The sequence below is a fragment of the Flexithrix dorotheae DSM 6795 genome (assembly GCF_000379765.1).
GTDB lineage: Bacteria > Bacteroidota > Bacteroidia > Cytophagales > Flammeovirgaceae > Flexithrix > Flexithrix dorotheae.
The window spans coordinates 171866-186372 of record NZ_KB903520.1 but is presented as its reverse complement, the minus strand read 5'-3'; the positions used below and the strand labels follow the sequence as shown (position 1 = coordinate 186372).

At 36.1% G+C, this 14507-nt stretch carries 11 protein-coding genes; 6 read left to right on the top strand and 5 right to left on the bottom strand.

Annotation, left to right across the window (positions count from 1 at the left end):
- Positions 1 to 61 precede the first annotated feature (61 nt).
- The 6 genes from A3EM_RS0140295 (at position 62) to A3EM_RS0140265 (ending at position 7245) form a co-directional block, all read left to right on the top strand.
- Positions 62 to 985, top strand: a complete 924-nt coding sequence (locus tag A3EM_RS0140295) for a DM13 domain-containing protein (protein ID WP_020533919.1) — start codon at positions 62 to 64, stop codon at positions 983 to 985.
- A 52-nt stretch (positions 986 to 1037) separates the two neighbouring features.
- Complete coding sequence (locus A3EM_RS0140290; protein ID WP_020533918.1) at positions 1038 to 1889, top strand: hypothetical protein; 852 nt, start codon at positions 1038 to 1040, stop codon at positions 1887 to 1889.
- A 101-nt stretch (positions 1890 to 1990) separates the two neighbouring features.
- Complete coding sequence (locus tag A3EM_RS0140285) at positions 1991 to 2563, top strand: DUF4136 domain-containing protein (RefSeq protein ID WP_020533917.1); 573 nt, start codon at positions 1991 to 1993, stop codon at positions 2561 to 2563.
- A gap of 220 nt (positions 2564 to 2783) precedes the next feature.
- On the top strand, positions 2784 to 4169 hold the full coding sequence (locus A3EM_RS0140280) for a sugar porter family MFS transporter (protein WP_020533916.1): 1386 nt from the start codon (positions 2784 to 2786) through the stop codon (positions 4167 to 4169).
- Between the two features lie 99 nt (positions 4170 to 4268).
- The gene (locus A3EM_RS0140270; protein WP_020533915.1) at positions 4269 to 5012 is read left to right on the top strand and encodes a YebC/PmpR family DNA-binding transcriptional regulator; all 744 of its coding nucleotides are present in this window, start codon (positions 4269 to 4271) and stop codon (positions 5010 to 5012) included.
- Positions 5013 to 5154: 142 nt separating this feature from the next.
- Positions 5155 to 7245 (top strand): thioredoxin domain-containing protein, encoded by a 2091-nt coding sequence (locus A3EM_RS0140265; protein WP_020533914.1) that lies wholly within the window; start codon positions 5155 to 5157, stop codon positions 7243 to 7245.
- Positions 7246 to 7529: 284 nt separating this feature from the next.
- Here the strand turns inward: A3EM_RS0140265 and A3EM_RS0140260 are convergent, their stop codons facing one another.
- The 5 genes from A3EM_RS0140260 to A3EM_RS46820 form a co-directional block, all read right to left on the bottom strand.
- Complete coding sequence (locus A3EM_RS0140260) at positions 7530 to 7865, bottom strand: LytTR family transcriptional regulator DNA-binding domain-containing protein (RefSeq protein ID WP_020533913.1); 336 nt, start codon at positions 7863 to 7865, stop codon at positions 7530 to 7532.
- A gap of 159 nt (positions 7866 to 8024) precedes the next feature.
- On the bottom strand, positions 8025 to 8393 hold the full coding sequence (locus tag A3EM_RS0140255) for a carboxypeptidase-like regulatory domain-containing protein (RefSeq protein WP_020533912.1): 369 nt from the start codon (positions 8391 to 8393) through the stop codon (positions 8025 to 8027).
- A gap of 464 nt (positions 8394 to 8857) precedes the next feature.
- Positions 8858 to 9622, bottom strand: a complete 765-nt coding sequence (locus tag A3EM_RS0140250; protein WP_157638316.1) for a LytR/AlgR family response regulator transcription factor — start codon at positions 9620 to 9622, stop codon at positions 8858 to 8860.
- A gap of 86 nt (positions 9623 to 9708) precedes the next feature.
- Entirely contained in the window at positions 9709 to 11964 is a 2256-nt protein-coding gene (locus tag A3EM_RS0140245) for a tetratricopeptide repeat protein (RefSeq protein ID WP_169513479.1), read from the bottom strand.
- Between the two features lie 125 nt (positions 11965 to 12089).
- Positions 12090 to 14420: a sensor histidine kinase gene (locus A3EM_RS46820; RefSeq protein ID WP_020533909.1), complete on the bottom strand. Its 2331-nt coding sequence runs from the start codon at positions 14418 to 14420 to the stop codon at positions 12090 to 12092.
- Positions 14421 to 14507: the final 87 nt, after the last annotated feature.

The window sequence follows — 14507 nt, the reverse complement described above, 5'->3', positions numbered from 1 at the left end:
TCGATACCATCTTTACAATAATATTTTATGATCACATTTCAACCTTCAAACATATAGCATTATGCCCAGGTTAACTTTACAGTTTTTGTTATTACTTTCAGTTTTCACCTCCTGTATTGGAATTGATTATCTGGATGATCCCATAGATGAGCGATTGAGAAAGCTGGAAGTTACTCCAGAAACAGCTGCAATTATGTCGGGAGAAACTTTTTCCTTTTCGGCTGTATATTATAATAACAGAGGAATTGAAACCGATACTATTTTAAACTGGACCAGCTCTAACCCTGCAATTGCTACTGTGGATAACAATGGAAAAGCCACTGCTATTTCACAAGGCCAGGTAACTATTACCGCTTTTGCCGGAGATTTTGAAAGTAACAAAGCCTTGCTCACCGTGGTAGGAAATAGTAATGAAATCGCCACAATTGAAATTTCCAGTCCATCCACAACTGTAGCCATAAATTCTACCCTACAATTTTCAGCTGAGGCTAAAAACATCAATGATCAGGAAATCACCGGAAAAAGTTTTGTGTGGACCAGTTCGGATGAAAGCATTGCTACCATTGATGCTAATGGATTGCTTACAGGGAAAGATAATGGAGATGTAAACATTTCGGCTATGGCTGATGGGGTAAGCAGTAATGTGATTAAGGTTTCTATAGGAAGCACAGGAAGCCGGTCAGGCAATTTTAAAGGTCTTACAGGCCATACGGTATCAGGAAAAGTGACCCTGAAAAGAAGTGGAGATAATTTACTGCTGGACTTCGCAGAGGATTTTGAAAGCCAGTCAGGCCCGGGACTGTTCATTTATCTAAGTAATTCGGAAAGTAGTGTTTCAGGTGGAATAGAAATCAAGTCCCTTGAGGCTAATAAAGGTCCTTTCACTTTGGAAGTTCCTTCGAGTGTGGAATTATCTCAATATGACTATGTCATTGTTCATTGTAAGCCATTCAATATTCCATTCGGAGCGGCCAAATTAGAATAAAAACTGATATTTCTAAAAGTAAAATCCTCAGAAAATCTCAAAAAGTAATCTTATGAAAAACATCATAATATATATATCCTTTTCAGTTTTATTCCTTTTTTCTATTCAGGCCAATGCAGGTGGCGGATGGCTCCCGGGAAAAGGCAAAGGCTATTTTAAATTTGGGCAATCTGCCTTACGCGCTCAGTATTATTACAGTCTTGATGGTACCTTAACAGACATCACCACTACTAGTGTTTATATTTCCAGTTTTTATGGAGAATATGGGTTTTCCGAGAGAATTGCTGCCATTGCCTATGTCCCATTTTTTTTCCGAACCACTATTAATGAATTAAGATTTAGGCAAAGTGGTAATGTAATTCCCGGAGATGAATTGAATTCTGTTGGGGATATGGAATTCACACTGAAATACGGAATCATTCAAAACAAACCGTTTGTGTTAAGTGGCAGCCTGACTTTAGGTATTCCTACCGGAAAAACCATGGGGGGAGAAACCCAAACTTTACAAACCGGAGATGGCGAATTTAATCAACTGCTCAAACTTGAGGGAAGTTACAGTATTCCGGGGACTTCCGCCTATCTCACCGCAACAGTAGGATTTAACAACAGAACAAAAGGCTTTTCTGATGAATTTCATATAGGAATTGAAGGAGGATATAGTTTTGGAAAAAAATTCACCGGAATCGTGAAAGTTTATAACTTATCCTCCTTTAAAAACGGGACGCTTCCACCAACTTCAAACTCCCTTTTCTCCAATAATATGGAATATTTATCCATTACCCCTGAGCTTGTTTATCAGGCAAATGATAAATATGGGATAAATGCCAAAGCCAGTTTTGCCCCGGCAGGAAAAAACGTTTTAGCAGCTCCTTTTTATGAATTAGGACTTTACCTCAAAATTTAACTGAAAATACCTGGGCATCTGAAAATTTATTCTTTCAATTCTAAAAAAATGGTTAGGTTTAACCATAAATTGAATTTATAGATAAATTTTCTGATAAAATTATGAAAAACCTTTTATTAGCCGCTGTTGTGGCAATTCTTTCAGCTGGCTGTTCAAGCCTCACGGTAACTTCTGATTACGATAAAACAACAGACTTTTCGAAATATAAAACATTGAGCTATTATGGTTGGGCTGAGGAAAGTGATAAAATATTAACCAGATTCGACAAGGAACGAATCGAAAAGGCCTTTGGAGAAGAATTCAAAAAAAGAGGATATACAATTGTGGAAAAAGGTGGTGATGTTATAGTTTCATTATTTATTGTGGTAGATGAAAAAACAAGTACCACAGCTTACACCAACCATTACGGAGCAGGAGGGCCCTACGGATATTACGGATATGGCTATGGCGCCTGGGGATGGGGAGGAGGTCCTTCTACCACCACCTATACTGAAAGCGATTACAAAGTAGGAACTTTGGTTTGTGATGTTTTTGATTCCCAGGAAAAAAAGCTTGTCTGGCAGGGAGTTGGACAGGGAACTGTAAATGAAAACCCCGAAAGAAGAGATAAATCAATCCCTAATGCAGTTGCCCAAATCATGGCAAAATATCCGGTTAAACCTACAGGAAAATAAAAATTCTTAAAATCTTATAATGGAGGGAGATTTATTTAATATAAATCTCCCTTTTTTTTGGATTAAATTTATTGAAGCCCTTTATCTTTCCTTCCTGAGGAATTTCTATTAAATTTGAGAGAACGGGGTAATTTTTGGAGGCGCTTTTTCAATGCACTTTCCTCTATATTTCACCCTGTAACTTCATAAACATGTAAATTGAAAATAAACTAACAAAACAATGGAAAAACAAACTCAAACAAACCACCTTTACATTACCGGAATTACTCTGGTAGCCACTCTGGGTGGTTTTTTATTTGGTTACGATACAGGAGTAATTGCAGGAAGTGGTCCTTACTTTCGATCCTTATTCGATTTATCTCCGGCTGTGTTCGGATTTGTGGTAGCCAGCGCATTAATCGGGTGCATGGTTGGCTCAATTGCATCAGGATATACCAGTAAAACTTATGGAAGAAAAAATTCTTTGCTTATTGCCGGTATATTGTTTTTCATTTCTGCATTAGGTTCTGCTATTGCCGGTTCAGCTACAGAACTTGTTATTTACAGACTCATTGGAGGAGTTGGGGTTGGACTTGCGTCCGCTGTTGCTCCGGTTTATATCGCTGAACTTGCACCAGCCACCATGCGAGGAAAACTGGTATCCATCAACCAATTGGCTATTGTACTGGGGTTTGTAGTAGTCTTTTTTGTAAATTATTTTATCCAGGATCCTGTAGATGTTTCCTGGAATGAACAAACGGGTTGGAGATGGATGTTTGGAAGTGAATGTCTGCCAGCCGCTTTGTTTTTTTTATTGGCGCTGTTTGTCCCCAGAAGTCCCAGGTGGCTTATGCTAAAAGGCAAGGAGGCTGAAGCCAGAAAAATTGTAAACAGGATTGATCCTCTTAATGTTGATATTGAGTTAGAGGAAATAAAAAATTCTTTAAAAAATGTGCAAAAGGGTTTTAACCTTCAATATCCAAAAATTGGATTAATCTTAACTATTGGAATTGGTTTGTCCGTATTTCAACAGGTAACCGGTATAAATGCGATCCTGTATTATGGAAATGCTATTTTTGAAAGTATGGGTGCCGGTGCAGAAGCAGCCATGATCAATCAGATTGTGGTTGGTCTTGCCATGATGGTATTCACTATTGTAGCCATTTTTACAGTTGAAAAGTTTGGCAGAAAACCATTGATTTTAATTGGGACTGCCGGAATGGGGATAATGATTTTCATCTTTGGTCAACTAATGTATATGGAGATTTTAAGTGTAGCCAATCTTACTGTCCTGGTCTTATACATTGCCTTCTTTTCTTTTTCCCAGGGTCCGATTGTATGGGTGTACTTATCTGAAATTTTCCCCAATAAAGTGAGGGGAATTGCAATGTCCATTGCCGTTTTTGCGCAATGGCTGGCCAATTATGCAGTTTCACAAACCTTTCCAATCATGGCCGATGAGGAAGGATATTTATTTCAGGAATTTAATGGGGCTTTCCCATTTTGGATGTATGGAGGCTTTTGCATTCTCGCAGTTATTTTTATCTGGAAATTATTACCTGAAACAAAGGGAAAATCATTGGAACAACTGGAATCAATTTGGCACGATAAAAAAGAATTAGCTTAGTTCAGCCAACTCATTTCCCATTTCTTTCTTTTTGAGAAGAAACCTATTTGTTTTTATTTTTGTAAGATAATTAACCATTAATTCATATTTACTAACAAAATGGCAGGACACAGTAAATGGGCCAATATTAAGCACAGAAAAGGTGCCCAGGATGCAAAAAGAGGAAAAATTTTCACCAAGCTTATAAAGGAAATTACCGTGGCTTCCAAAGAAGGAGGACCTGAACTGGAAAATAATCCCAGGCTGAGGCTGGCTGTTCAAAACGCAAAGGGTAAAAACATGCCCAAGGACACCATTGAGCGAGCCATAAATAAAGGTCAGGGTAGTGAAGCAGCCTCCTATGAGGAACTTACCTACGAGGGCTATGCACCAAATGGCGTGGCTGTTTTTGTAGAATGCTCCACAGACAACCTCAATAGAACAGTATCGAATGTCAGGGCAATTTTCAATAAAAATGGAGGCAGCTTGAGTAAAAATGGTTCTGTTGAATTCCTGTTTGAGAGAAAAGGGACCTTTGTTTTTGACCTTCCCGAAGGTATGGACGAGGAAGACCTGGAACTGGCTTTAATTGAGGGAGGAGCTGAGGATATGTCCATCGAAGATGGAAAGGTAAATGTAACCTCTTCCATGGAAGACTTTGGAAATGTGCAATCCAAACTGGATGAATTGGGAATTGCTCCGGAAAACGCTGAATTAGAGCGGATTCCTACTACTACAGTTACCCTTGATAATGAAAGTTTCCAAAGTGTAATGAAACTAATTGATAAACTGGAAGATGATGACGATGTCCAAAAAGTTTTCCATAATCTGGAGGTTACGGATGAACAAATGGAACTAATATAATTGAATTAAAAGTTCTCGGTTGGAGAACTTTTTTTGTTATTGCCAGGGCCTTATTCATACGATAAGAGAAATTTAGTCACATTTATAATTGAAACACCCCGGGAAATTCAAATCCCCGGATTTTTGTATAAAAATTCACCTTATGAGGATAAAACCAATCTTAGTTATACTTACTTTTTTTCTTGCAGGATTAGTGCTTAATAGTTGTCTAAAAGCTCAAAAGCAGGAATCGGAACAACAGGATGGAACACATGAGCATTCCAACAAGCTCATCAATGAGACAAGTCCTTACCTTTTGCAGCACGCGCACAATCCTGTCAATTGGTATCCCTGGGGAGAAGAAGCTATAGAAAAAGCAAAAAAAGAAGACAAATTACTCATTATCAGTATAGGATATGCAGCCTGCCACTGGTGCCATGTGATGGAGAGGGAATCTTTTGAAGATGAAGAAGTCGCTAAATTCATGAATGAGAATTTTGTAGCCATAAAAGTAGATAGAGAAGAAAGACCAGATGTGGACCAGATTTATATGGATGCCAGTTACCTGATTAATCAAAGCGGTGGCTGGCCTTTAAATGCCATTGCCCTACCAGATGGAAAACCTGTTTTTGCAGGGACTTATTTTCCCAAAGACAAGTGGATGAAAGTATTGGAAGTTTTCTCCAAAGGCTATATAGAAAAAAGGGATGAACTGGTAAAGCAGGCAGAAAATATTACTGCAGGGGTTCAGGAATATGCTTACATCAATGTAAAATCAGAAGAACATAAGGCTACTCAGGAAGACCTTGAACAATTGTTTTTCTGGTGGAAAGGAAATATAGATTTTAAATATGGTGGAAAAACCGGTGCTCCCAAATTTCCTATGCCCAACAACTATAATTTCTTGTTGAATTATTATAAAATTATGGGGGAGGAAAAAGCACTTCAGGCGGTAAAAGCGACTCTCGATAATATGGCTTATGGTGGAATTTATGACCAATTAGGCGGTGGATTTGCCCGTTATTCAACGGACACCAGATGGAAAGTGCCCCACTTTGAAAAAATGCTTTATGACAACGGACAACTGGTGAGTTTATATGCCAAAGCCTACCAGCTCACCAAAGATCCTAAATATAAAAAAGTAGTTTTTGAAACGCTTGATTTTGTGGAAAGAGAATTAACTTCCCCGGAAAATGGCTTTTATTCTTCTCTGGATGCGGATACAGAAGGCGAAGAAGGTAAGTTTTATGTTTGGAAAAAGTCCGAAATTGATGCCCTTTTAGGTAAATCGGCAGCAGAATTTAATGAGTATTATAATATCGCAGAGGAGGGAAACTGGGAAGATGGGAAAAATATTTTGTTGATCTCCCCTGATAAAGCAGAAAACCCTGAACCAGAAAGCATAAAGCAATCGAAGGAAATCCTGTTTAAGGAAAGAAGTAAAAGAACAAAGCCGGGACTTGATGACAAGATATTGACTTCCTGGAATGCGCTAATGCTCAAAGGATATGTTGATGCTTATAAAATTTTTGGGGAAAAGGCTTTTTTAGAAAAGGCGATAAAGAATGCTGAATTTATACTAAAAAACATGAAGGACGGGAATCGTCTGGACCGAAATTATAAAAATGGCGAATCCTCTATTAATGGCTTCCTGGATGATTACAGCCTTACAATCGAGGCACTTATCGCATTGTATCAGGCCACTTTTAATGAAAAATGGCTGGATTTGGCAAAGTCATTTAATGATTATGCCTTGGAACATTTTTATGACGAAAAGTCGGGAATGTTTTTTTATACATCAGACTTGGACCCAGGTCTGATCGCGAGAAAAATGGAAATTGCAGACAATGTAATTGTTTCGTCTAACTCTTCTATGGCTAACAATTTATTTGTATTAGGCACTTATTTTGATATCCAGGATTACAAGAACAAGTCTTCCCAAATGCTCAATAATGTTTTCACGGATTTAGTAGATAATGGTATGCACTATGCCAATTGGGGCGTTTTGTTGCTTAACAACTACAAAGAACCATACGAAGTAGCCATAGTGGGAGAAGATTTTGAGGCTAAAAGGAAAGAAATTGAGCAGTATTATTTTCCTAACATTCTGCTAATGGGTGGTAAAACGGAAGGCAAATTACCACTTTTGGAAAATAAACTCATGGAAGATCAAACTACAATTTATGTATGTAAACAGAAGGTTTGTAAACTGCCGGTAATTGATGTGGAAAAGGCAATTAAGCTTATAAAATAGCCCAAAATAAAACGACTCTGAAAATTTCAGGGCCGTTTCGTAAATTTACACGTTAAGCGTTAGATTTAATTAAAAAAAAGGGAGACGCTTCTCAAAAAGAAACAACTCCCATTACTTTGTTCACCTATTTATTTTTGAAGCAAACATTTTGGTGGGCATTTTGCTTCAACTGCCAATCTTTGTTATAAATATGGCTCAAAACAGTCAACTTTCAAAAAATTGTTCGCGAACTGGTCGATTTAGTTCGTGAACTGATTTTTTTATACAAAAACTTAGTTTTTATCTTAAAAAACTACCAGGTTCAGTTTTTCTTCCAGCATCCTTTTCACCTTTTGTTCAATAGGAAAATATTTTCCTTTTACCTGAATTTTATTATTCTCAATTAAATCTGCATGATCCAGGTTGATCAGGAATGATGGATGAACTTTAAATATTTCGGGAAAATCCAAAAAAGCACTAGCAAACACTTTTTTTAGTTTCCTTTCAACCTTAATAAGTGCCTCTTTTGAAGCTAACTTAACCAGCATTTCATCATTCTGAATTTCTATCCAATAAACCTCGGATATTTTAATTCGTTCATGCTTGCCTCTTGAAGTGGTTAACCAAAGTGAATCTTTCATTGATTAAAAAATTTAAATATTTATTTGATGACCTTTTTTCATAAACTCTTTATTAATCTAAAATGAAATTAGTAACCCAATGATAAAAGGAAGAAATTTTTGTAGGAAATGTTTTTCCTTCCACCCACAATCAAAGCAAACTTTAAAGTAAATTCAATCCTATTTCACCAGTTCTAATTCACGAAATCTGTTATTCAGGTTTATCGATATAATTCTATCTTTATTTATCTCATAATTCATTTTAAACCCGTCAATTTCTACCTCATAACTTCCCTGAGGCACTTGTTCAAATACATAAGTACCATCCACATTAATGGTTGTAATGAAGGATTTAATCTCACTTCCCTTTTTTGTAAGGGATATTTCCTGACCATACAAGTTAGACGACAAACCAATTACTTCCCCATTTACTGAAGCACAAGGACAACCGTTTGGGTCTGGAGATTCTCCTCCTCCTCCAAAGTAAGCTTCACTGCAACTGGCTAAAATTAATAATATACCACAAAAAATAAATGTTGACTTTTTCATTTCAAATACGATTAAAGAATTAGTGGATATGAATAATAGCAGGTTGTTAGTAGGGGTCCGGGGCAAATCACTATCGAAGGAGTGTTTTACTTCAATAGCCTGCCATGATAATTGAATAAGCGCTTAGAATGGTAGTAATTGGACTTTTGGTCCTAAGTGTATTTAGTATACTATTTCGATTTCTTTCCTTGAGTAGCTGATCGGGAAAAAATTCAAGGATTTGAATGCCTGCAGGTTGTTAACTATGATAAAGATGCCAGAAATTATTTGAATTCTAAAATGGAGTTCGCAAGATGAGTCAGAAAGTTCGTGAACAATAGCGAACTAGTCGTAAACCAAATTAAGGACTTACTCTTTCAGGGTTTATTTTATCAAAAAAATCAATAAAAAAAGGTTGAGTGTTTATATCACCCAACCTTCTGTTTTCGATAAAATTTTCGACTTTTCCTACCTGCCAACCTCCATTATCTTATGCCCAGAATTTTAAATACTTTGCTTCTAAAGGTTTGACCAATAGGTATCAGTTTATCTCCAATCTTTATTTTATTATCCACAATAGCATCCACATACTTTTTATTAATTACATAAGAGCGCTGGGTTTGAACAAAATATGGTGAGTTGGCCAGATAATCTTCATAAAAAGTACTAAACTTCGATTTATAAGTAAGTGGATATTTTCTATTGAGTAATTGGACCATTATATAATGGTCGAATGCCTTTACCCATAGAATATCCGCTAACACAATTTTCTCATATTTGTTATTTTCGGTTTTCAGCCAGATGTCATCTTCTTCATCAGGCTTAAAAACCAATGGATTTTGTTCTTGATTTTGAACAATAGGATACATTTGCTTTTCATGCCAGAGGGTTGCCAATTCCATTACTCTTTGCAGGCTTGCTTCGTCATATGGTTTCTTCAAAAAGCCAAAAGGAAGTGTATGTTTGGCTTTTACAAAGCCCACTTCATCGGGCAGTCCGGTAATATAAATAAAAGGAATTTTATAATCTGCATTTATCTTTTTGGCAATATTTATCCCTCCTTCATTATCGTTTTCAAGCTCGATATCCAAAAGTGCCAAATCCGGTTTTTCCCTTTCAATTTCAGCAATGGCTTTATCTACTGATGTAGCCATTCCTGTTACATTAAAATTATTAAATGAAAATCTTTCTATACGTTTGGCCAGCATATCAGCCATTAAAACATCATCCTCTACAATTAATATTTTCATTTTTTTCTGGGTAAAATCCTGCTTTTTATTCCATTTCAATTATCCCGGAATGCCATAGAAGGAATAAAACTTCTACGGCATTCCACTTAAGAGAATCCAAGTTCTTTTCTATCAAATGCGAGACGGTACTTTGTACCTTTGTCACTGACTAATTCCAGATTTCCTTTTAGTTCTTTCACAAAAGAACTGATCAAACGCAAACCAACAGAATCCATATTGGCTTCTTTATTTTCTAAATCTATTCCCTTGCCATTGTCCTCCACCAATAGTTCAATAATCCGGCCTTCACATTCCACTAAAGATACTTTCAGTTCGTGATTTCCATCCCCTACAAAAGCATGTTTAAATGAATTGGTAATTAATTCACTAATAATCAAGGCCAGGGGAATTGCAATATCAATATGCAAAATTATTTGTTGGACCTCCAAATTAAATTTTACGGGATTTTCTGTCTGGATGAAAATCTTCATCAGTTTCTTCTTGAGTTTTTCAAGGAACTGGGGCATATTCACTTCATTCACGTTTTGACTTCCATATAGGAACTCCTGAAGAGAAGATAAAGCAGTGACCATACTTTGGCCTTCTCTAACCCCCAAAGCCGCTTTTTCATCTTCTATTTGGCTGGAAACTGCATACAAAATATCACATACCCTTTGCAGACCATTTTTCGTTTGATGTCGGATATCAATTTGTTGCTTTTGAATAATTTCCCGCTGGTGCTTTAGTAAGGTATTTTTTCTTTTGAGGTTTCTGAGGCCAACCACCACCGCAATGGCAATAAGTAGAAATAGAATAGCAAGTGCCCCAATAAAATAGAGTAATAATTTTTGACGCTCATTTTTCGCCTCTTTCAACTCATTTTCACTCTTTAAATATTTATTTTCTTCCTCCTTTTTTTCAGTTTCGTATTTTGTTTTTATTTCTGAAATCGACTTTGCTTTTTCAGCATTGTAAATTTCAGTTTTTAGGGAATCGTAATATGAATAAAGTTTTACAACTTTTCTATAATCACTTTTCTGCTGGTATAACTGTATTTGAAGCTTGCAATTAGCCAATAACTCTTCGCTATAATCCATCTTTTTAGCCAAAGCTTCAGATTCTAAAAGATATTTTTCCGCTAGTATTAAATTTTCCATCCTGAGATTTAAGTTCCCCAAATGATTTAAACTGATAACCAATTCATACTGTAGGCCTAAATCTGAGCTAATTTTCAATGCATGGTGAAGAGTCTGATGGGCTTTTTCCCAATCTTTTTGGAGGATATATAAAGAGCCGATTTCATTTAGGGAATAGGCAAGCCCATATTCCTCATCTTCTTGTTCTTTGAGTTCTATGGCACTTTTATAATAATAAAGTGCCGAATCTAATTGGTTTTGTTCTTTATAAACCCAGCCAATATTGGCCAACTCCAATGCAGCATGTTTTCCATCATTTAACTCGGTATGAATATTTAAGGCCTGGCGGTAATATTCTAAAGCTCTTTCCCAATCTCCATTATTATTGTAAACATTCGCTATGGAATTGAAACATTTGCCCAGTGCGGAATAATAATTATTTTGGACACACAGTTTTTCTAGTTCAAATAAATATTTTAAAGTTTTTTCATACAATCCTTGTTCCTTGAGGGCAATAGCCAAATTGGTTAATATGCTTTTTTCATGGAAACTTTCATTGTTCAAACGCGCTAACTTTAATCCCTCAATCAAAAAGGATTCAGCCCTGTTAAACTCCCCTTTCCAGATATAAACATATCCGAGCTGTTTATAAGTATTCAGCTTAAATTGTACATCCTCGGTTTTTTCAAGAATATCATATGCTTTTAAAATGTAATATTCTGCCGAGTCAAGCTTTTTCTTAAAACCAAAAATGCTACTCAGGTTATTATAAGCTATGATCTGTCCTAAATAATCCTGATTCTTTTGATTGATAAATAGGGCACTATCCTGATAAATTAAAGCCGTATCGAAACTCTTTAAAAAGGTGTAGGTATTTGCAATTTTTCTATACCCAAATGCCTTCCTTTTCCAATCATCCTTTTCCATGGCCATTTTATAGGCTTTTTGAAAATATGACCTGGAAACTATATATTCTCCTACTCTTGTATAAGCCTCTCCTGCAGCAACTGTAGTCTTATAAATTGCTTCTTCCTTTCCGCTTTCTTTTGCTAAATTCAATGCTTCAATGGCATAATCCACACCTTCATGGCCATTTACTTCTCCTGAAAGTTTTAGCAAAATATCAATTTTTTCGGGAAGGCTGCTTCGGTTTAAAAGCTGCTTCAGGCTATCAATATTGGATTGGGGAAAAGCAGAAAAGGACAGGAAGATTAAAAAGATTAACATCCCTATAAATTGAATACATATGAGATATAAACCACTTCCAGCTTTCATCAATTGCCTTTTCTTTAATTTATAGAAGCAAAAATGAGGCTATTTCCACTCCCTCACTTTTTGCAAAGTATACAAATTTAAGTATTCTGTTGGAGAGGAAGCATAATACTTATTTCAGTTCCCTGATTTTTTTTACTGTTTACCGTTATTTTACCACTATGTTGCTCAATTATTCCATAAGATATGGATAATCCCAATCCAGTACCTTCCCCAATGGGCTTGGTAGTGTAAAAAGGTTCAAATATTTTAGAAACAATTTCCTTTTCCATTCCGGCTCCAGTGTCTTTTATCAGAATTTCAACAAATTCTCCTTTCTTTCGGGTTGCAATGGAAATACTAGGGTTTTCACAAGATTTATGAGCATTTATGGCCTGAATGGCATTTACGATAATATTCATAAAAACCTGATTCAGTTTTCCCGGAAAGCACTCCACAAGGGGTAAATCCGGGTCATAGTCTTTAATCAGGGTAATTTTGTCTTTTAACTTGCTATTTAATAACAAAAGCGTGTTTTCAAGTCCTTCATGAATATCTGCCAGTTTCCAGTTACTTTCATCCAGTCGGGAAAAATTTCTCAGTCCTTTTATGATTTGAGTGGTCCGGCTTGCACCAATTTCTATTCCGTTCAGCAACTGGTCAATTTCTTCAATCAAATACCAAACATCAATATCCTGCTTGTAGGAATTCAATTCCTTCACCCCTGAGCTCAAGCCTCCATTGCTATCCAGTTCATCCAGTTTTTTTATCAGTCCTTTAATCTCCAAAAAATCCATTTTTAAAGGCCTGATATTGGCAGATACAAAATTTATGGGATTATTAATTTCATGGGCAATACCAGCCGTAAGCTGGCCCAGGGAAGCCATTTTTTCTGATTCTACCAAATTGGACTGAGTCCTTTTTAACTGTTCATAAGTTTTGTTAAGCTCGGCAAATGCTTTTTCAATTTTTTCTTTCTGCTGTGTAATCTGTCCATTGGCTTCTTTTAAATGTTCAGACTGGGCTCTGATTTCCTCTGTTTGTTGGGCAATTTCAGCAGTACGTTCCTTTACTTTCTTTTCTAATTCCTTATTGACCTTATTCTGCAGTTTTTCATTAACTTTTAACTGATAAATCAACCATTCCTGAGTTTCCCTTTTTTCATTTTCTATCAACCTGATTCTATATCCAAGCCCCACGGAGAAAACAAATAACTCCCCTACTACACCCAACTGCAGAAAATAGGCTGACTGTAGCCCGATGATTCCGTATTCCACCAATAAATTTTCCCATCCAAATACAGAAAGCAATAAGCCAAAATAAAGACAGAATGACCCTCCAATAAAGTATTTTGCCAATCGGTTTCCTGTTAAAAATAGCACCACCAGTACCAGAAAATTAAAAACGATTTCAATTAAGAAAAAGAAATTAAAAAGGGTATCGGTAAAAAAGGTCATATTACTTCCTGCATAAGAAATCAGTCCAAACAGCAAAAAACCACCTCTGATAGCCACCCAAATTAATAAAGCAAGATCCCATTTTGGCAACAACTCCTTTATTTGAAGAAACCTCCTCATAAAAAGAATATAGAATATGGTAATGAGATTGGAAAATCCAAAGCTGGCATATGGCGCAACCCGGGGAAATTCTCCAAAAAGAAATTCTGAATTAAATTCGTAATAAAAAAAGAAAAATATGGAAAGGCTAATCATGTAGAAAGCATAGAATAAATATGTTCTATCCCTCACTGAAAGAAAAATGGAAAAATTGTACAAAATCATGATCCACAGAATTCCCTGAAAAATACCCTGAACCAGATTTCGGTCATAAATAAATTTATTCCAAACATCAGGACTTTTGAGGGCCACATTAAAATAGGGCTCGAATACAAATTCTGTTTCCATCCTGATGAAAATCTCTAATTCCCTGCTTTCTTCCGGAATCATAAACTTTACTTTATTGCTTCGCTCCTGCTTCACGCTCCTTTCCGAAGTGGGCAATAACATCCCGGTTTTCTCTATTTGAAAACTGCCATCTTGTTGTGGAATAAAAACTTTTGCATAGGAACAGGAACCCACAAATAGATACCAGTCTGAATCTCTTTCCAATTGGTTTCGGATTTTCAACCTTGCCCAATACGTTGAGTTTTTGTTAAGAGGCCGGTGGAAAGATGTGTTTTTTTCAATAATCTGATAGGATTCAAATTCTTCCTTTTTAGCAATCACTTCCTCAATACCGTACTGTTGGTTTTTATCCTCCAGAATAAACAAATAGTCAGTAATATATATAGAACCTGAAAGTACATTCAGGTTAAAGGGTTCTCCGGGCACCACATCCTTTTCTTCATAATAGACCTGTGCCATACTAAGTGAGGATAGCATTTGGGAAAGGACAATTACCAGAACAAAAAAATATCTTCTAAAAAATGACATATATCCTTTTCAAAGCAAAACAAGATTCCAGGAAACTTAATGGTGGTCTGGATTGTTTTTTTATTATTTTAAATTAAAAATAATTGA

Bases quoted from the DNA above. Each gene is read 5' to 3' on its own strand.
- A3EM_RS0140295 (WP_020533919.1), top strand. From the start codon at position 62: ATGCCCAGGTTAACTTTACAGTTTTTGTTATTACTTTCAGTTTTCACC.
- A3EM_RS0140290 (WP_020533918.1), top strand. From the start codon at position 1,038: ATGAAAAACATCATAATATATATATCCTTTTCAGTTTTATTCCTTTTT.
- A3EM_RS0140285 (WP_020533917.1), top strand. From the start codon at position 1,991: ATGAAAAACCTTTTATTAGCCGCTGTTGTGGCAATTCTTTCAGCTGGC.
- A3EM_RS0140280 (WP_020533916.1), top strand. From the start codon at position 2,784: ATGGAAAAACAAACTCAAACAAACCACCTTTACATTACCGGAATTACT.
- A3EM_RS0140270 (WP_020533915.1), top strand. From the start codon at position 4,269: ATGGCAGGACACAGTAAATGGGCCAATATTAAGCACAGAAAAGGTGCC.
- A3EM_RS0140265 (WP_020533914.1), top strand. From the start codon at position 5,155: ATGAGGATAAAACCAATCTTAGTTATACTTACTTTTTTTCTTGCAGGA.
- A3EM_RS0140260 (WP_020533913.1), bottom strand. From the start codon at position 7,865: ATGAAAGATTCACTTTGGTTAACCACTTCAAGAGGCAAGCATGAACGA.
- A3EM_RS0140255 (WP_020533912.1), bottom strand. From the start codon at position 8,393: ATGAAAAAGTCAACATTTATTTTTTGTGGTATATTATTAATTTTAGCC.
- A3EM_RS0140250 (WP_157638316.1), bottom strand. From the start codon at position 9,622: ATGAAAATATTAATTGTAGAGGATGATGTTTTAATGGCTGATATGCTG.
- A3EM_RS0140245 (WP_169513479.1), bottom strand. From the start codon at position 11,964: ATGTTAATCTTTTTAATCTTCCTGTCCTTTTCTGCTTTTCCCCAATCC.
- A3EM_RS46820 (WP_020533909.1), bottom strand. From the start codon at position 14,420: ATGTCATTTTTTAGAAGATATTTTTTTGTTCTGGTAATTGTCCTTTCC.